Here is a 17,710-nt window from a genome sequence, read left to right as displayed (position 1 = left end):
ACCCGGCTCCTGGTGGAGGACGGGTCAGTCCGGCGGGCTGAGGCGGACGGCCGGGCGGCCGTCCTGTTCCGGGGACAGGAACTCCTGGAAGACCCTGGCGGAGCGCGGGTTCTCGCTGCACTGCCACACGCCGTGCGGGCAGTAGTCGGTGATGCTGTGGTAGAGCGGGCGGTGGTCGGCGATCCATCGCAGCATGTCCCGCATGTACTCGGGGTTGTCGCCGTTGCGGAACAGCCCCCACTCGGGGTACGAGATGCGCTTGCGGTGCGCCCTCGCGAAGTCGACCTGCTGCTGGAGTCCGTAGGGCTGGGTGATCTGCTCGTCGAAGGAGTGGCCGGGCGGCTGGTCGTAGGAGTCCATGCCGATGATGTCGACCACGTCGTCGCCGGGGTAGCACCTGGTCCAGGCGATCGCGTCGCTCCCCCGGTTGGGGGCGAAGTCGAAGCGGAACCGTTGGCCCTTCACCGTGCGCATGGCGCCCACGATGCGCCGCCAGTATCCCTTCCAGTTCTCGGGGTCGGGCCGGCAGCGGTGAGTGTAGTTGAAGCCGTTCATCTCCCAACCGAGCACGATCACCGTGTCCGGCAACCCGAGGGCGACCAGCCGCTTCGCCAGCCGCTGGAAGTGGTGGTCGTGCCCGCCCCGCGCGCCGGCCCGGATCAGCTCGGTGACCCGGGCGTCGGAGACGCCGGCCTCATTGCGTTCCTGCATGGGCACGTTCAGGACGAACAGCCGATCGGCTCTCGCCCTGCGCCAGCGTGCCCAGCTGTGCAGGGAATCGGGCGCCCCCTCGATGTTGGCCCAGGTGTCGCCCGGCAGGTACGTGTGTCCCGCACGCACGTCCGTACCGCCGAGCCAGTGCGAGAGTCCCTCCATCCTGTCGACGCCGGGCGAGCCGTAGTGGAGGTAGGCGCCCACCGCGACGTCGGGCCGGGCGTCACCGCCGGAGGCCTGTCGCGGCGGCGGGGCGAGGGTGCTCCCGGTGACCAGCAGGCCGACGGCGACCGTGCTCATGCAGGCGCCCGCTACCCAGCGGCTTCTTCGGGACATGACGCCTCCACATGCTCCGCGAACGATGTGTCCAGCCACGGTAGGCATCTCATCCGATGCGCGGCCCGGCCCGGTTCCCGATGCTGCGCCGTTCGCGGCAACCGACCGCCCTCGTTTGACCCAACCAGGTGAACGTCGCCGCCCGGAGCCTCGCGAAGGACGGCTCCCCGCCGGTCTGCGGCACCGGCGAGAAGCTCAGGGGTGCGCTTCACCGACCGCTCGGTCCGGCCTTCCCGTGCGGCCGGCTGAGCGAGGTTCCAGCCGGAGCACCACGGCACGGCCTGCGAGGGGCAGGGCTCGGCAGGTCGTCGTCACGAGGGGACGGGATGGCCAAGGTGTTCCGTGGGGCCGGCGAAGGACAGGAACAGGGTCCGGGTGGCGAGCAGCCAGACTCCGTCCACCTTGCGGAAGGTGTCTTCGTAATGCCCCACTTGAGTCGGGGGCCGGGGCGGCACCATGCCCTCGGAGTAGCCGTCGACTCGGTACGTGGCGAAGTAGGTGGTGGCAGTGGCCGTGTCCGGAGAGGCCACGGTGACCAGGATGTTGGTGCACATCCGACGCGACAGCCGGTCCGCGGGCCGACCGTCGAAGTAGCCGCGAAGGGTCTCGCGGCCTGCTATGCGGCGGTCCCCGGCGGGCCATTCCCAGACGCCGTCCGGCGTGAACAGGTCCGCCACCGAGCCCGGGTCCCCGAGGTCGAGTTGGTGCACGAACTCGATGATCAGTCGCTCACAGGCCCGCTCGGCGATCAAGCGTTCCATCGCGCCAAGAGTCTCAACATCCATGATCAAGTCCTATCAGACCCCGCGACCTGCGCGACGGGGTGTCCGGCGAGAAGGCGCTGGGCCAGGATCCGGCTGCCGTGATCAGTCAGTTGGGCATTGCGGTGGGGCGCGATGACCTCCGCGCGCGGTGCGGTCAGCAGCCTGCGGGGCGTGATGGGGAGCGGGTGAACAGGTGCGCTTGCCTCACCCCGGCCTTGCGCAGTTCGTCGGCCACGATGCGCAGAGCGGTGCGCGCCATGTGCGGATACATTCCGTCCTTGCAGTCCATCCACACGCGGGGCACCGTCTCGTCGAAGCCGACGAAGTTCGGGCTGTAGAGCTCCGTGGTGTCAAGGACGTCGTCGGCCTCCTCCTCTGAGCATTCGCGGCCGTCCTCGAACACGTACGGCAGGCGAAGGCTCGCGGCGGTGAGCGCCGCGATCGCCCCGGCCGGGTCGCTCGACTCGACGGCGATCTCCCAATCCTGGCGAAACAACTCGGCGCCGCCCCCCAGGATGCGCAGCGCATCCGGATCCACCGTGATGCCACCCGGTTCGCTCTCCGAGAGCACGGCCCGCCGCATCCATCCTGGGCTCTGCTCGGTCTCCAGGGAGGCCTCTGCCACGCGCCAGAGCATGTGCGGGCCCGAACCGCGCACCGCTTCCTCGAACAGGCTGCGGGCGTGTTCCCAGTTCCGCGATTCCAGGGCCTCACACCCGCGCGCGAAGGCGATCTCGGCGGGATCAGGGGCAGATGACGGTCGGGGCTCAGGAGTGTCCATGCCCACCTGTCTATCAGCCGGCACTGACAGCCGACTCCGTGCATCCGACTCCGTGAATCCGGCCCCGGCTGGCCGGCCCTGGGCGCCCGGCTCCGGGTGGCCGGAACTCGCCCGAGGTCGGGGAACGACTCCGTACCAACTGGTAACTTGCGCGAGTTGATCATGCTCGCAGCCTTGGCCGGCCACGCTCCCGGCCCGGGCCCGCCCCACCCCTCGGGTAAGGAACCACCTTGGCACGCACCGTTCGGACGACCTCCCTCGTCTCCGCATCCGCCCTCGCCCTCGCGCTCACCCTCGCCGGCGCCACCGCACCCGCGTTCGCCGCGGAGGCGCCCACACCGCACCTGGACGCGGTCGAGCAGACCCTGCGTCAGGTCTCGCCGGGGCTGGAGGGCTCGGTCTGGGAACGCACGTCCGGCAACCGGTTCGGCTCGTCCGAGCCCGGTGGTGCCGACTGGCTGCTCCAGACGCCCGGCTGCTGGGGCGACGCCACGTGCGCCGACCGGCCCGGATCGCGCCGCCTTCTGGAGAAGACGCGCCAGGACATCGCCGGCGCCCGGCAGACGGTGGACATATCGACGCTGGCACCCTTCCCCAACGGGGGTTACCAGGAGGCGATCATCGACGGCCTCAGGGAATCGGTCCGGAAGGGCAACCGGCTGAAGGTGCGCATCCTCGTGGGCGCCGCACCCCTCTACCACTCCACGGTGATCCCGTCCTCCTACCGGGACGAGCTGCTCGCGCGACTGGGCCCGGCCACCGCGGGCAGCATCACGCTCAACGTGGCCTCGATGACCACCTCGAAGACCGCCTTCTCCTGGAACCACTCCAAGCTCGTGGTGGTGGACGGCAGTTCGGTGATCACGGGCGGCATCAACAGCTGGAAGGACGACTACCTGGACACCACCCACCCGGTGAACGACGTCGACCTCGCGCTCTCCGGGCCCGCGGCGGGATCGGCCGGCCGCTACCTCGACTCCCTGTGGGACTGGACCTGTCGCAACAAGAGCAGTTGGAGCGCGGTCTGGTTCGCCGCCTCACCCGGCGCGGAGTGCATGCCCGCCCTGCCACGGCCCGCCTCGCCGCAGGGCGGGGGCGACGTGCCCGCGCTCGCCGTCGGCGGACTCGGGGTGGGCATCCGCCAGAACGACCCCGCCTCCTCGTTCCGTCCGGTACTGCCGACGGCCGGGGACACCAAGTGCGGGATCGGCCTGCACGACTACACCAACGCCGACCGGGACTACGACACGGTCAACCCGGAAGAGAGCGCCCTGCGCACCCTCGTCTCCAGCGCGAACTCGCACATCGAGATCTCCCAGCAGGACGTGCACGCCACCTGCCCGCCGCTGCCCCGCTACGACGTCCGCCTCTACGACGCCCTCGCCGCGAAGCTCGTCTCCGGCGTGAAGGTCCGCATCGTCGTGAGCGATCCCGCGAACCGCGGCACGATCGGCAGCGGAGGCTACTCCCAGATCAAGTCGCTCTCCGAAGTGAGCGACGCCCTGCGCGGCCGGGTAGCGGCTCTCACAGGTGACGGCGCCCGAACTCGGACAGCCCTGTGCGAGAACCTCCAGCTGGCCACGTTCCGGGCTTCCGATTCGCCGACCTGGGCCGACGGCAAGCCGTACGCCCAGCACCACAAGCTCGTCTCGGTCGACGGTGCGGCCTTCTACATCGGCTCCAAGAACCTGTACCCCTCCTGGCTGCAGGACTTCGGCTACGTCATCGAGAGCCCGGCCGCGGCCGCACAGCTGAAGAGCGACCTGCTGGACCCGCAGTGGCGCTATTCGCAGGCCACCGCGACGTACGACCACGCCCGCGGCATCTGCCAGGGCTGAGGTTCGCTCCTGTCAAGTAACGAGTAGCCGGGGCTACGGGCCCGTCCCCGACCGGGGGCACGGTGGAAATCCACCGTCCTGCACCAGAGCAGGACGGACCGCCACCCGGATCGGAGACCCCGATGTCCCGTCGCGCAGGCGTCTTCGTGACCCGCCGCCCCGGACTCGTCCTCTTCGCCGCCCTCGTGTTCCTCGCGCTGTCCGTCGTCTTCGGTGCGCAGGCCACCGGGCGGCTGAAGACTCAGGGGTACGACGATCCCCGGTCCCAGTCCAGCCGCGCCGCCCGCGTGGCCGCCGAGCGTCTGGGGGCCTCCCCCAACCTGATCGTCGTCGCGCAGGCCCGCGACGGTTCCGTCGACGGCCCGGCAGCCCGGAGCGAGGGCGAGGACCTGACCCGCCGGCTCGCCGCCCATCCGCACGTGAGCGCCGTGACCTCGTACTGGACCGGCGGCGCGGCGGAGCTGCGCAGCCGGGACGGCCGCGCGGCCATGGTGGTCGCGCACGTGGACGGGGAGGGCGGACAGCTCGGTGCGCGGGTCGAGCGGCTGAGCGAGGAGCTGACCGTCCCCGGCGCACCCGGTGCTCCCGACGCCCCCGACGGGGCTCTGACCGTGCGCCTGGGAGGGTCGGCGCTCACCGACGCCGAGCTCCAGGACATCGCGGAATCCGATCTGAAGCGGGCCGAGGCCGTCGTGCTGCCGGGCACCCTGATCCTGCTGGTCCTGGCGTTCGGCAGCGTCGTGGCCGCCGCGCTTCCGCTGCTGATCGGAGTCCTGGCCATCGCCGGGACCCTGCTGGTCCTGAGCGTCCTCGGCTCCGTCACCGACGTGTCCGTCTTCGCGCTGAACCTCACCACGGCGCTCGGCCTGGGGCTGGGCATCGACTACGGGCTGCTGATCGTCTCGCGGTTCCGCGAGGAGCTCGCCGCCGGGTACCTGCCGCGGACGGCCGCCATCCGGACCGTCCGCACCGCCGGCCACACGATCGCCTTCAGCGCCGCGACGGTCTCCGCCGCGCTCGCGACGCTGCTGGTGTTCCCGCCGTACTTCCTGCGCTCCTTCGCCTACGCGGGCATCGCCGTGGTGGCCATCGCCGCCGTGAGCTCCGTGACCGTCCTGCCCGCTCTCCTCGCCCTGCTCGGCAAGCGCGTGAACGCCTTGCCGGTGCCCTGGCGCCGCCGGGCCCGTACGGGCTCCGGATCGCGCTTCTGGGAGGGGCTGGCGCGGATCGTCGTACGCCGTCCGCTGCTCGCGGCACTGCCGGTGATCGGCCTGCTGGTGCTGCTCGCCGCGCCGTTCGCGCACGCCGGTTTCGCCACCCCCGACGACCGGGCGCTGCCGACGAACGCAGCCAGCCGGCAGACCGGTGACCTGGTGCGCGACGCGTTCGACATGAAGGGCGCCGACGCGCTCACCGTATCCGTGACGGGCACGGCGCCCCGGTCGGCGCGGGAGGACTACGTCCGCAGGCTGTCCGCGCTCCCCCGGGTCGCCCAGGTTTCCGTCGTTTCCCAGGTGTCCCCGGTCGCCGGCTCCGGGGACGACGGTCCGGCCCAGCTCTCCGTGGTACCGCGGGTCGACCCCCGCTCGCGGGCGGCCCAGCAGCTCGTGCACGACGTCCGCGAGACCCCCGCCCCGGCGGGCACCGAGGTCCTGGTCGGCGGACCGAGCGCGGTACTGGTCGACGCCAAGGAGACGGTGGGTGACCGCCTTCCGCCGGCCCTCGCCCTGATCACCGTCACCACGTTCGTGCTGCTCTTCTGGTTCACGCGCAGCCTGCTCCTGCCGCTCAAGGCCATCGCGCTGAACGCCCTGAGCCTGACGGCCGTCCTGGGCGCGATGGTGTGGATCTTCCAGGAGGGCCATCTGAGCGGCCTGCTCGGTTTCACGCCCGGCCCGCTCAGCACGACCATGCCGGTGCTGTTGTTCTGCATCCTCTTCGGGCTCTCGGTGGACTACGAGGTCTTCGTGCTGGCCCGGATCAAGGAAGCGCGCGACGCCGGGGAGGACAACACCGACTCGATCGTCACGGGCATCGCCCGGACGGGCGGCATCGTCACCACCGCCGGAGCCCTGCTCGCGTTCACCCTCCTGAGTTTCGGTACCTCCCAGGTCTCTCTCCTGCAGTTCTTCGGCATCGGCGCGGGTCTGGGCGTCCTCCTCGACGCCACGCTCGTGCGGGGCGTCCTCGTACCGGCGCTCATGCGCCTGGCGGGCGGCCTGAACTGGTGGGCACCGAAGGCGCTGAAGCCCAAAGTGCCGCAGCCGGCGCCCCGGCCGCCACCGGTCGCCGCGCGGCGGTGCGCCCCGGGCCGTTGCTCCCCGAACCGCACCGTCGTCCGTACCCACGCCCACGCGCGCCGCTGACCACCGGGCGCTCCCCCTCTCCCGTCCGGTCCGGTACCGCTCCCTCCCGACCCTCCCGACCCCCCAGCACTGACCAGCCCCGGCCGCCTCCGTCCAGGGCGCTACGAAAAGGAAGACCCATGACTGACATCGCCATCGTCGGACTCGGCTGCCGCTTTCCGGGTGCCCCCGACATCCGCACCTACTGGAAGCTCCTGATGAGCGCGGAGCGTCAGTTCTCCGCCGTCCCGGGGGAACGCTGGAACCACGGGACCTTCCACGAGCCGGGCAACCGGTCGGCGCCCAACGCCTCGTACACCGACCAGGTCGCCTTCCTGGAGGACCTGGACCGCTTCGACGCGGCGCACTACGGCGTACCGCCCGCTCGCGCCCGGGCCATGGACCCGCAGCACCGGCTGATGCTCGACGTCAGCCGCGAGGCCCTCGCCGACGCGGGGATGGGCCGCGGGGACTTCGACCGCGAGAACACCGGGGTGTTCTTCGGACTCTCGGTCTCCGACTACAAGGACCTCATGGCGGCCCCCCTCCGGGCCATCACCCTGGCCGAGGACGCGCACGCGGCGGACGACGGCGCCGAGGCCACGGACGCCGCCGACTCCGCCGCTGCCGCCAAGGAGCGGGCGCGGCAGCTCGGCACCATCGACGCCTTCACCCTGCCCGGGAGCCTGCTCAACATGGCGGCCGGGACCGTCAGCCGCCACTTCGACCTCGGCGGTCCCAGCTTCGCCGTCGACGCGGCCTGCTCCGGTTCGCTGGTCGCCCTCGACCAGGCGATCGCCCAGGTGCGGTCCGGCAGCTGCCGGATCGCCCTCGTCGGCGGCGTGTACCTCAACCTCACCCCCGACAGCCTGGTCGGCTTCTCCCGGCTCCGTGCCCTGTCCGCCGCCGGGGTGTGCCGCCCGTTCGACGAGGGGGCCGACGGCTTCGTCCTCGGCGAAGGCGCCGGTGTCGTCGTCGTACGGCCGCTGGCCGACGCGCTGGCCGACGGCGACCGCGTCTACGCGGTGATCAAGGGCATCGGCTCGACCAACGACGGCGCCTCTCCCGGACCACTGGTCCCCACCTCCGAGGGCCAGCTGCGCGCCATGCGCCGGGCCTACGAGGACGCGGGCGTCGCGCCCTCCTCCGTGGGCTTCCTGGAGGCCCACGGCACCGGAACCGCCGCCGGCGACCGGGCCGAGTCCGAGGCCCTGCGCCGGCTGCGCACCGAGTACCCCGACGACGACCCCGCCCTGTGCTACCTCGGCGCGGGCAAGGCCCTGATCGGGCACTCCCTGGCCGCGGCGGGCATCGCGGGACTGATCAAGACGGCCCTGGTCGTCCACCACCGCACGATCGTGCCGCAGCCGGAGACCGCTCCCCACCCCGACCTGGGCATCTCCGCCGCCGGCCTGCGCTTCGCCGCCGCCGCACTGCCCTTTCCGGACACCGGCAGCCCGCGACGTGCCGCCGTCAGCTCGTTCGGCTTCGGCGGCACCAACGTCCACGTGGTGCTGGAGGAACACAGCGAACCGGTCCGCGGTCACCTCTCGGACCGCACCGCAAACGCCGGAGACACCGACGACACCGGGCCCCACCTCGTCCTCCTCTCGGCCGGCAGCGCCGAGCTGCTGGACCGGCACATCGGCGACGTACTCGACTCACTCGACACGGCGGACCGTCCCCCGCTGGCCGCGGTAGCCCACACCCTCGGCTCCCGGGAACCGCTGACGGCCCGGCTCGCGATCGTGGCCACCGGCACGGACGCGTTCGTCGAGCGGCTGCGCCGTGCCCGTGAGCAGCTCCTGGCCGGCGCCCGGGGCGACCTCGGCGAGGGTGCCTTCGCCGCCGACGCCCCGCTGCCGGCCGCGGAGCGCCGCGTGGCCTTCCTCTTCCCCGGTCAGGGCAGTCAACGGCCGGGCATGATGCGGGACCTCTACACGCGGTTCCCCGCCTACCGCTCGGCCGTCTGCGTCCTCAGCGCCGTGGCCCGCGCCGACCTCGGCTTCGACCTGGCCGACCTGCTGTACGGCGATGAGGCCCGGTCCCACGGCGACACCGAGGAGCTCAGGACGCGGCTCGCCGCCACCGATGTGTGCCAGCCCCTGCTCGGCACCGTCCAGATCGCCGCCACCCGCGTCCTCGCCGACTGCGGCATCCGGCCCGACCTCGCTCTCGGGCACAGCGCCGGAGAGTTCGCCGCGGCCGAGGCCGCCGGAGCCCTCACCAACGTGGCGGCGGTCCGGCTGCTGGTCCACCGGGGTGCGACCCTCCGGCAGGCCGAGTCCCGCTTCCCGGGCGGGATGCTCGCCGTACAAGCCGACGAGGAGACCTGCCGCCGACTCACTAACGGGATCGACGGTGTCTGGCTCGCCTGCTTCAACCAGCCGCGGCAGATCGTGGTCAGCGGCACGCCGGAAGGTCTGGCCGCCCTGCGCGAGGCCTGCGCGGAAGCCGGGGTCGTCACGGCGGCGCTCGACGTGTCCGGCGCCTTCCACTCGCCGCACCTGGCCGCCGTCGAGGACGCCATCCGCTCGGGCCTCGCCTCCCGTCGCATCAGCAGCCCCGCCGTGCCGTTCGTCTCCTGCGTGAACGCCGAGGTCTGCGAGGACCCCGACCGGCTGCGCGAGCTGTGGACCCGGCACGCGTCCGCGCCGGTGCTCTTCGGCGACGCGGTCCGCACCGCCTACGACCAGGGGGCCCGCGTCTTCCTCCAGGTGACCGGCGGCAGCTCGCTCCTCACCTCGGTACGCCGCAACCTCACCGACCACGGCGACGTCCACGTCGTCCCCGTCGAGGGGACGGCCGACGGCGGGCGGGCCTTCGTGCTGGCGCTCGCCCGGCTCGCGGTCCTGGGCGTCCCGGTCGACCCGCGCGCCCTGATCGCCGAGGAGGACCGCCGGCTGCTGGACCTGCCGGTGGCCGGGCTCGCCACCCAGTCCTACTGGGTGCCGGCCAGGCGCGCCGCGAAGCAGGACCCCGCCGCCGCCGTCCCGGCGCAGCCCGTGCGGTCCGCCGAGCCCGTACGGCCGGTAGAACCCGCACAGCCCGAGGAGACCTCGACGGACGCCTCGACGTACGACTCGGCTGACACTCCGATGGAGGAACTTCTCCAGCTGGTCCGGCAGCAGGCGGAGCTGCTCGCCCGCCTCACGGGGACGCTCCCCGCGCCGGTGCCCGCTGCCCCGGCCGTGCCCGTACCCGCTGCCGCAGCCGTGCCCACCACCGCGGCCGCCGAGGAGGCCGAGGCCGCCGCCGACCCGCCCGCACTTCGGGACGCGCCGGCCGGCGAGGTCGCCAACGAGGTCACCGACGCCGTGCTCGCGCAGGTGGCCAGGGTCAGCGCCTTCCCGGTGGAGCAGCTGAGCATCGACCAGCTGCTGATCGACGACCTCGGATTCGACTCGCTGATGCTGACCGACCTGTTCACCTCCCTCAGCCGGCAGTGGCCGCGGTGGGCCTTCGACGAGCGGGCCGCCGACCGGCCGACCGTCGCCCGGCTCGCCGCGCTGATCACGGGCACCTGCCCGGACGCCACGGCGGCGACCGCCGTCCCCTTGCAGCGCGCCGGACACGGTGACGGGTCCCCGTCGGAGACGTCCGCCGACCGGACGGCGGACGTGGTGGCTCCCGACCCGCCCGCGGCAGCGGACTCCGCCCGCCTGCGCGCGGTACCGACGCTCCCGGACCAGCCGACGGGCGACCCGGCCGCGCCGGAGGAGCACACGCGGATCGACCGCTTCCCGGAGGTCGCCGCCCACGGTGAGCGGATCGGCATGCTCGCCGGGCTGGGACTCGCGAATCCGTACTTCCTCGTCCACGAAGGCGGCATGACGGACACGACGGTCATCGACGGCCGGGAACTCGTCTCCTTCTCCAGCTACAACTACCTGGGCATGGCGACCGACCCGAAGGTGAAGGCGGCCGCCAGGGAGGCGGTCGAGCGCTACGGCACGTCGGTGTCCGCCAGCCGGCTGCTGTCGGGCAGTCGTCCGCTCCACCTGGAACTCGAATCGGAACTCGCCGGCCTGCTCGGCTGCGAAGCCGCGCTCACGCTGCCCAACGGGCACGCCACCAACGTCACCGTCATCGGACACCTCGTCGGCCCCGGCGACCTCGTCGTCCACGACTCCCTCGCCCACGACAGCATCCTGCAGGGCTGCAAGCTCTCCGGCGCGACCCGCCGTCCGTTCCCGCACAACGACGCGGCCGCACTCGACTCCCTCCTCGCCCAGGTCCGCCACCAGTACCGGCGGGTGCTCGTCGTCATCGAAGGCGTGTACAGCATGGACGGCGACATCGCCGACCTGCCCGCGCTCGTCGAGGTCAAGCGCCGGCACGGCGCACTGCTGATGATCGACGAAGCACACAGCATCGGAACCACCGGCGCGACGGGGAGAGGCGCCGGCGAGTACCACGGCATCGACCGCTGCGCCGTCGACCTGTGGTCGGGCACCCTGTCCAAGGCCCTGGCCGGCTGCGGCGGCTACGTCGCCGGAAGCAGCACGGTCGTCGAGTACCTGCGCTACACCGTGCCGGGCTTCGTCTACAGCGCCGGCATGACCCCGGCCGACACCGCCGCCTCCCTGACGGCGCTGCGCCTGCTGCGCACCGAGCCGGAGCGCGTCACGCGTCTCGCGCACAACGCCTCGCTGTTCGTCCGCCTGGCGCGGGAGGCGGGGATCGACGTCGGGGACAGCCACGACACGCCGGTCGTCCCCTGCATCGTCGGGGACTCCCTGAAGACCCTGAAGCTCGCGGAGGCCCTCTTCCGGGAGGGCGTCAGCGTCAACCCCATCCTCTACCCGGCCGTACCGGAGGAGATGGCCCGGCTGCGCTTCTTCATCACCAGTGAGCACACGCCCGACCAGATCCGCGAGGCCGTGACCGCCCTGGAGTGCGAACTGCGGCGGCTGGACACGGCCACCGCCGGCGCCGCATGAGCCCCGCCGCCCCGTACACCGTCTTCCCGCCGATCGTGCCGGGACAGGTCCACCGATGGGACGGGGCCGGGGTCCTCGTGGCCCGGCGCCCCGACCTCCACCGGGCTGTGCCCCTCGCGCCCCTCTCACCGGCCGAGCAGCACGTGGTCCGGGCGCTGCCGGCCTGGCGGCAGGCCGAGTGGGCAGCGGGACGGCTGCTCGCCAAGCGCCTGGTCGGCGAGTTCCTCGCCGCCCCGGCGGCCGACGTGGAGATCCTCCCGCGCGACGACGGCAGCCCCCACGTCCTCGTCGGCGGCAGCCCGGCGCCCGTCCTGTACGTCTCCATCAGCCACACCGCCCATCACGTCGCCGCGGCCCTCGCACCGCAGCCGGTCGGAGTGGACCTGTGCGAGACCGCCTCGGCCGACGCGGTACGCCGGGTCGCGGACCACGTGCTCTCCGCCGGGGAACTCTCCCTCGTCGGTGCGGACCGGCCCGAGGCGCTGGCCGGCGCCTGGGCGCTGAAGGAAGCGGCGGTCAAGGCCGACCGGACCGGCGTCTTCGGGACGGCCGCGCGGGGCATCACGATCCTGGGCCTGCGTCCGCCCGTCCTCGGCGGACGGCGCCGTGCCATGGCGTGGCAGGCGGGAGACGCGGTGCTCGCCCTCGTCCTGCGACTGTCACCCGTGAGATCCGGCACCGGACCTCCTTGACGGTCCGTGCCGACGTAGCGGGTTCAGCGGTAGGGGCTCCAGCGTCCGAAACGGGCCATCAGTTTGCGGGCGGCGTCCTCGTCCAGTCCGAGGTGGGCGGCCGCCTGTGCGGTGTCGAGGTCGTTGGCGGTGCCGCGCGCGGCCCAGTAGCCGACCCGATCGGCGGTGACTTCCAGGCGGCGGGCCGCCCGCACGGCCGCGACCGGGGAGGTTCTGGTGAGTTTGCCGATCTCCTCCTCCAGCCGCTCGAGCAGCGTCGTGACGGACTCGGGCAAGGGGACGGTCCGCGCCTCGACCTGGACGGTGTGATCGTCCCAGTCCCTGGCGCACGCGTCCGCCTGATCGTCCCCGCCGTCCACCAGGTCGTCGTCGCCGATCGCCTCCCAGTCCAGACAGCGGGCCGGGCCCGCCCAGCCGCACGAGCACACCGCGCGCACCGCAGCCGCGCGCGGTACGCGGGTGCGGCGGCCGTCGTAGACGCTCCACTGCGCCACCGCTTCCCCGCCCGAGCCGGAGCCGCTGTCGAAGTACACGGGCTCCGGGACGGTGCCGTCGGGGAGGAGCACCCCGACGGCACCGGCATGGGACGTACCGAACTCCTCCGTCGTCCACGTTTCGCGCCTGCTCACAACGCCCTCCTCGACCCATCCCGTCTCCAGGCCGCCCGTGGTCCGGGCTGCCTGAACACGACGATGACGCAGAGCGGCCCTCGGGCAGACCCATACTCGCGAAATGGTGCGGTGATTTCAGCCGCGACGTCTGCCTGGAGTCCGACGGGCCGGTCACGAGACCAACCGGGCTTCGGCAGCGGCCCGTACCTCGGTGGCTTCCATGGGGTCGTCGCGGAGTACGGCGATGCGGTGCAGGGTCTGCGGGTGAGGGGCACCCAGGCGATGCCCAGCAGCCGTGCCCGATGCTCACAGTCCCGGAGCGACTCGGTGTACGCGTCGTCCAGGCCGGAGGGGTCGATCGCCGCGAGCGCCATCAGATAGTCGGCACGCTCGTACGAGTGCGGGGTGTGCCGCCAGAAGCGCCAGAGGACGGGCACTGCGGCGGCGGCCTCGCCCGTCGTACACGAAGGGCGCGGCGGCGTCAGGTTCGTACCCCGCGCGCTCCGCACCGAGCCCCCGGCCGCGCTGCAGCAGCCCTTCCAGCGTGTCGTGGCGTGCGTAGGACAGAGTGCGGGAGGTCTCGTCGTGATGGCTCATCACCCGGCACCCTGCCTGGCCGGGGGCGCAGTCGCCACGGGATATCGGCCCGGGCCCTCGTGGGGGTGGTCCGGCGGGCCGTCACAGTTGGGGGATGTACGGGGCGAGGCCGACGATGAGGATGGATCGCTCGCCCGGGCCCGGCTCGGGGCCCGGGCGAACCGGGCCCACGTAGTGGCTGACTCTGTGGTCGTGGACGGCGTAGCCGTCGAGGGGGTCGGTGAGGGTGAATCCGGTGTGGATGTCCGCCCACGGATCCTCGGGCTGTAGGCCCGCGCTGCCCGGCGTGGCGATGACGTTCTCCCCACCCGTGACGTTGGTGCGGCTGATCAGGTGGGCGAACGTGAACGTGCTGGCCGAACCTCCGTCCTGGTGCAGGCAGTTCGGGGAAGAAACAGCCTCCTGGCCTGGAAGTTCGACGCCGAGCCTGATCAGGTGGACCCCGGCCCACAGCGGCCGCCTCGTCAGGTCCCTCAAGGACAGGACCTGCTCGATGTCCCAGTGCAGGAGCCGCAGCAGCAGGGCGTTGCCGCGCAGCTCCTCGGGGATCTCGGGGAGCACACGGAGCTTTCGCGGGTGCTCGGGGTCGTCCTCGCCCTGGGAGAAATTGGTGACCGTACCGTGTACCGGGTCGGGGGTTCCGGGGATCCAGGACAGTTCGTCCTTCCACGGCAGGTACACGGCGTGGGAGTAGCGGCGGAACCGGTTCGTTCCCGGGGCGTACGGGTCGGGCGGCAGAGCCTCGAAGCCCTCCCGGATCCGGGCCAGGTCCCTCGCCGCGGAGCCGCCCGGATCGATACCGAGCTGCTCGGCACCGTAGCGGGCGAACCCGTGCTCACGCAGTCCGTCCACTTCTGCTGCGCCAGGAGCCCCCGCATCAGAGTGCGACCGCCGCCGGGGCTCGGTAATTCCCACGTGTTCCTCCACCAGGTCACCACCGCGGTCATCGCGCCGGCGGCCGTGCCGACCTTACGCACACCTTCCCCCTCCGGACGAAAGCCGGCAGTGCCCCGGAAGCCCGAGCAGGCTCAGCGCTCGGCCACCCGCCTCCGGGACCCGAGCCCGGTCCAAGGGGCCGCCCATGAGGCTCTGGGTGGCTGTGCGCGCATGCGAAAGCGCCCGGCCGGTGGGTACCGGCCGGGCGCTTTCGTGTCCCCGTGTTCCGCTGGTGGTTTAGTACCAGTGGTTGTTCTTCCAGAAGGTCCAGGCGCCCTCGGGGCTGCCGTAGCGGGAGTTCATGTAGTCCAGGCCCCACTTGATCTGGGTGGCCGGGTTGGTCTTCCAGTCCGAGCCCGCCGAAGCCATCTTCGAGGCCGGCAGGGCCTGGACCAGGCCGTAGGCGCCCGAGGAGGAGTTCGTGGCGGTGTGGTCCCAGCCGCTCTCGCGGGACACGATGTTGTTGAACGCCGCGAACTGCGCCGGGTCCTTGATCATCTGCTGCGCGATCGCCTTGGCACTCATCGGGGCGGCCTGCGCGGGAACCGCGGCCAGCATGGAACCGGCAACGCCCAGGGCGAGGACGGTACCCGCGAGGGTCTTCTTCGAAGCGGCGATGCGGCGGATGACGGTGTGGGACACGGACGGACCTTCCGACGGGGACAAGGACAATCGCAGGCATGCCGGAGACATGCGTGATCCGCTCACGTGAAGGAGAGGGGTTCGTCGGCGGGAGCGGGGATCCGGGGGATCTCCGTCCGCCCTGCGACTCATCCAGTTCTACGGGGCTCCCGAGTGTCTGGCAACGACCCCTCTTACTAGTGGCCCTCGCAGCCGGGGGCGCAACGACCCCCCACCGGGTTGGCGGGTATCGGTGCAGGTCGGGGTGGGTGTGAGGGGGTCGGTAAGGGGCGTTTAAGGACTACTATCCCGCCTCGTATGTGACCAAGGTCCTGTGGGGCGGGTCACCGCCCAGAGCCCCGAAACTCACCCTCCGTGGCCGATCGTGCCCCTATCGGGGGAAGGCGGACGGATCGATCCGACCCCCGGATCGAAGGCCACAGGCCCGTCGCACACCACCATTCGCACGGCGTGGAGGCGTCGCCGGGTGGTCCGGACGGCGTGTCCGTCGGGCGCGACCGCAGAAGTGCGGGACCGCTGCCTAGCGTGGACCCATGAGCACCCGCACGACTCCGGCCCTCGCCGGCTACGGCATCCGGTTCGCCCGGCCCTCCGAGTCCGGGGCCGTCGCCGCCCTGCTGGCCCGCGCCTTCTCCGACGATCCGGTCATGGCATGGATGGTCCCCGACTCAGCCGACCGGGAACGCCGGATCGCCCGCTACTTCGAGCTCGCCCAGCGCCAGCAGCGACCCCGCGCCGGCGGTGTCCGGGTCGCCGCGACCGCCGACGGTCGGTTGCTGGCGGCCGCGCTGTGGTCGGGGCCGGGGCGCTGGAAGACCTCTGCGGTACGAGAGCTGGCGGCGCTCCCCCACTACGTGCGCGTCTTCGGGCTCGGTGGGATGTCGCGGGCCGGTGAGGTCCAGAACCTCATGCACGGTTCCCATCCGGACCCTCCGCACTGGTACCTGCCGTCCGTGGGGACGGACCCGGGGCTTCAGGGGACGGGAGTCGGTTCGGCGCTGCTGCGCCAGCAATTGGCCGAGTGCGACAGGCTCGGGCAACCCGCCTACCTGGAGTCGAGCAAGGCCGCCAACGTTCCCTTCTACGAACGGCTGGGCTTCCGCGTCACCTCATCGCTCCGTCTCCCGCAGGACGGGCCCACCCTCTGGCCCATGTGGCGCGAGCCCTCGCCCGCGGCTCCGCCTGCGCGCTGACCCGTGGAACCCGGCCAGGGCTTCGCCCGCGCATGGGCTCGTCCAGCTCGGGTAGCCGCGCCTCGAGACGTCCTGACGGACGCCCCGCACCTGCGGGTGCGGGCTGACGACACGGAAGGGGTGCGCATGTCGCACGTCGAGGAGTACGTCGAGGTCAACGTCCCGGTACGTACGGCCTACAGCCAGTGGACGCAGTTCGAGGACTTCCCCGTCTTCATGGAGGGGGTGGAACGGATCGTGCAGCGCACGGACAAGCTCACGCACTGGGTGACGAACGTGAACGGGGTGCAGCGCGAGTTCGACGCGCAGATCACCGAGCAGCTCCCGGACGGTCCGGCCGAGGTGGCGGCCGACAAGCTCGGCTTCGTCAGGCGTCAGGTCGCGGGTGATCTGAAGCGGTTCAAGCTCTTCATCGAATCGCGCGGGGTCGCGACCGGCGCCTGGCGCGGCAAGGTCTGACCGGGATGGGGATCCTGGCGGCTCGCGGGAGCGCCGGCGCCGCGTCCCGCGGGGCCCGTACCGCCTCGCAGGGCGGCCGGGGCCGGGAGGTCACGGCACGCTGCGGGCTGGTGGCGCGCGGAGTGCTGTACGTACTGACCGGGACGCTGGCCGTACGCATTGCCCTGGGAGGCGGTGGCGAGGAGGCCGACCGGCAGGGTGCCCTCCAGGAGCTCTCGGACAAACCCTTCGGCGGTGCCCTCGTCTGGGCCGTGGGTCTCGGACTCGTGTGCATGGCGCTGTGGCGTCTGGCGGAGGCGCTGTTCGGGGCGGCCGGACCGGGCGGCGGCAAGCCCGCGAAACGGCTGGCTTCGGCGGGCCGGTGCGTGTTCTACGCGGTGGTGGCCTTCTCCGTACTGACCTTCTCGGCGGGCGGCGGGCGCTCCGGGGACGAGCAGTCGCGCGATGCGACGGCGAAGGTCCTGGACCTGCCCGCCGGTCAATGGCTGGTGAGCGCCGTCGGGATGGGGATCGGCATCGCGGGCGTGGTCATCGCGGTGCAGGCCGCACGCTGCTCCTTTCGCAAGCACCTGTCCATGGGCGGTGCCTCCGCCCGGTGGCGCACAGCCGTCGACTTCCTCGGGGTGACCGGCGGTCTGGCCCGGGGAGCGGTGGGCGTCGCGGCCGGCGGCTTCCTCGTGTACGCGGCGCTGCGCTACGACCCCGCGCAGGCGAAGGGGGTGGACGACACGCTGCGGTCCTTCACCACCACCCCGGCGGGTCCGTGGCTGCTGGTGGCGGTCGCGGTGGGGCTGGTGCTCTTCGGACTGTTCTCCTGGGCGATGGCCCGGTGGCGCACGGTCTGAGGGGCCGGGGTTCC

General features: G+C 72.2%; 13 protein-coding genes. 7 read left to right on the top strand and 6 right to left on the bottom strand.

Annotated features, from left to right (window positions below; translation table 11 throughout):
* Positions 1-24: 24 nt before the first annotated feature.
* The 3 genes from AC3IX6_RS38650 to AC3IX6_RS38640 all read right to left on the bottom strand — a co-directional run bounded on the left by AC3IX6_RS38650 (position 25) and on the right by AC3IX6_RS38640 (position 2,595).
* Positions 25-1,050, bottom strand: coding sequence for a glycoside hydrolase family 26 protein (locus tag AC3IX6_RS38650; protein WP_489367978.1), 1,026 nt, complete (start codon positions 1,048-1,050; stop codon positions 25-27).
* Between the two features lie 311 nt (positions 1,051-1,361).
* Positions 1,362-1,811, bottom strand: a complete 450-nt coding sequence (locus tag AC3IX6_RS38645) for a nuclear transport factor 2 family protein (protein ID WP_489367977.1) — start codon at positions 1,809-1,811, stop codon at positions 1,362-1,364.
* Positions 1,812-1,968: 157 nt separating this feature from the next.
* Positions 1,969-2,595, bottom strand: a complete 627-nt coding sequence (locus tag AC3IX6_RS38640; RefSeq protein ID WP_489367976.1) for a hypothetical protein — start codon at positions 2,593-2,595, stop codon at positions 1,969-1,971.
* A gap of 230 nt (positions 2,596-2,825) precedes the next feature.
* On the opposite strand from AC3IX6_RS38640, the gene AC3IX6_RS38635 reads away from it, so the two are divergent.
* The 4 genes from AC3IX6_RS38635 to AC3IX6_RS38620 all read left to right on the top strand — a co-directional run bounded on the left by AC3IX6_RS38635 (position 2,826) and on the right by AC3IX6_RS38620 (position 12,413).
* The gene (locus tag AC3IX6_RS38635; protein WP_489367975.1) at positions 2,826-4,433 is read left to right on the top strand and encodes a phospholipase D-like domain-containing protein; all 1,608 of its coding nucleotides are present in this window, start codon (positions 2,826-2,828) and stop codon (positions 4,431-4,433) included.
* A 122-nt stretch (positions 4,434-4,555) separates the two neighbouring features.
* Complete coding sequence (locus tag AC3IX6_RS38630; RefSeq protein WP_489367974.1) at positions 4,556-6,799, top strand: MMPL family transporter; 2,244 nt, start codon at positions 4,556-4,558, stop codon at positions 6,797-6,799.
* A gap of 119 nt (positions 6,800-6,918) precedes the next feature.
* The gene (locus AC3IX6_RS38625) at positions 6,919-11,721 is read left to right on the top strand and encodes an aminotransferase class I/II-fold pyridoxal phosphate-dependent enzyme (RefSeq protein WP_489367973.1); all 4,803 of its coding nucleotides are present in this window, start codon (positions 6,919-6,921) and stop codon (positions 11,719-11,721) included.
* A complete protein-coding gene (locus AC3IX6_RS38620) occupies positions 11,718-12,413 on the top strand; it encodes a 4'-phosphopantetheinyl transferase family protein (RefSeq protein ID WP_489367972.1) in 696 nt (231 codons plus the stop codon). Before AC3IX6_RS38625 ends, AC3IX6_RS38620 begins: the two co-directional genes overlap by 4 nt.
* 23 nt (positions 12,414-12,436) lie before the next feature.
* On the opposite strand, the gene AC3IX6_RS38615 is transcribed toward AC3IX6_RS38620, so the two are convergent.
* The 3 genes from AC3IX6_RS38615 to AC3IX6_RS38605 form a co-directional block, all read right to left on the bottom strand.
* Complete coding sequence (locus tag AC3IX6_RS38615) at positions 12,437-13,042, bottom strand: hypothetical protein (RefSeq protein WP_489367971.1); 606 nt, start codon at positions 13,040-13,042, stop codon at positions 12,437-12,439.
* A gap of 660 nt (positions 13,043-13,702) precedes the next feature.
* Positions 13,703-14,473: a 2OG-Fe dioxygenase family protein gene (locus tag AC3IX6_RS38610; RefSeq protein WP_489367970.1), complete on the bottom strand. Its 771-nt coding sequence runs from the start codon at positions 14,471-14,473 to the stop codon at positions 13,703-13,705.
* A gap of 321 nt (positions 14,474-14,794) precedes the next feature.
* The gene (locus AC3IX6_RS38605; RefSeq protein WP_489365223.1) at positions 14,795-15,199 is read right to left on the bottom strand and encodes an aggregation-promoting factor C-terminal-like domain-containing protein; all 405 of its coding nucleotides are present in this window, start codon (positions 15,197-15,199) and stop codon (positions 14,795-14,797) included.
* Between the two features lie 533 nt (positions 15,200-15,732).
* On the opposite strand from AC3IX6_RS38605, the gene AC3IX6_RS38600 reads away from it, so the two are divergent.
* The 3 genes from AC3IX6_RS38600 to AC3IX6_RS38590 all read left to right on the top strand — a co-directional run bounded on the left by AC3IX6_RS38600 (position 15,733) and on the right by AC3IX6_RS38590 (position 17,696).
* Entirely contained in the window at positions 15,733-16,392 is a 660-nt protein-coding gene (locus AC3IX6_RS38600; protein WP_489367969.1) for a GNAT family N-acetyltransferase, read from the top strand.
* Positions 16,393-16,518: 126 nt separating this feature from the next.
* Positions 16,519-16,851 (top strand): SRPBCC family protein, encoded by a 333-nt coding sequence (locus AC3IX6_RS38595; RefSeq protein ID WP_489367968.1) that lies wholly within the window; start codon positions 16,519-16,521, stop codon positions 16,849-16,851.
* Positions 16,852-16,856: 5 nt separating this feature from the next.
* Positions 16,857-17,696, top strand: a complete 840-nt coding sequence (locus AC3IX6_RS38590) for a DUF1206 domain-containing protein (protein ID WP_489367967.1) — start codon at positions 16,857-16,859, stop codon at positions 17,694-17,696.
* Positions 17,697-17,710: the final 14 nt, after the last annotated feature.

The sequence above is a fragment of the Streptomyces sp. GL_141 genome (assembly GCF_057834385.1).
The sequence above is the reverse complement of the archived record's forward strand: the minus strand, read 5'-3'. Positions and strand labels throughout refer to the sequence as shown.

What these genes read in the sequence shown, in the direction of transcription:
- AC3IX6_RS38650 (WP_489367978.1), bottom strand. Translation starts at nt 1,050, where the DNA reads ATGTCCCGAAGAAGCCGCTGGGTAGCGGGCGCCTGCATGAGCACGGTC.
- AC3IX6_RS38645 (WP_489367977.1), bottom strand. Translation starts at nt 1,811, where the DNA reads ATGGAACGCTTGATCGCCGAGCGGGCCTGTGAGCGACTGATCATCGAG.
- AC3IX6_RS38640 (WP_489367976.1), bottom strand. Translation starts at nt 2,595, where the DNA reads ATGGACACTCCTGAGCCCCGACCGTCATCTGCCCCTGATCCCGCCGAG.
- AC3IX6_RS38630 (WP_489367974.1), top strand. Translation starts at nt 4,556, where the DNA reads ATGTCCCGTCGCGCAGGCGTCTTCGTGACCCGCCGCCCCGGACTCGTC.
- AC3IX6_RS38625 (WP_489367973.1), top strand. Translation starts at nt 6,919, where the DNA reads ATGACTGACATCGCCATCGTCGGACTCGGCTGCCGCTTTCCGGGTGCC.
- AC3IX6_RS38620 (WP_489367972.1), top strand. Translation starts at nt 11,718, where the DNA reads ATGAGCCCCGCCGCCCCGTACACCGTCTTCCCGCCGATCGTGCCGGGA.
- AC3IX6_RS38600 (WP_489367969.1), top strand. Translation starts at nt 15,733, where the DNA reads ATGAGCACCCGCACGACTCCGGCCCTCGCCGGCTACGGCATCCGGTTC.
- AC3IX6_RS38595 (WP_489367968.1), top strand. Translation starts at nt 16,519, where the DNA reads ATGTCGCACGTCGAGGAGTACGTCGAGGTCAACGTCCCGGTACGTACG.
- AC3IX6_RS38590 (WP_489367967.1), top strand. Translation starts at nt 16,857, where the DNA reads ATGGGGATCCTGGCGGCTCGCGGGAGCGCCGGCGCCGCGTCCCGCGGG.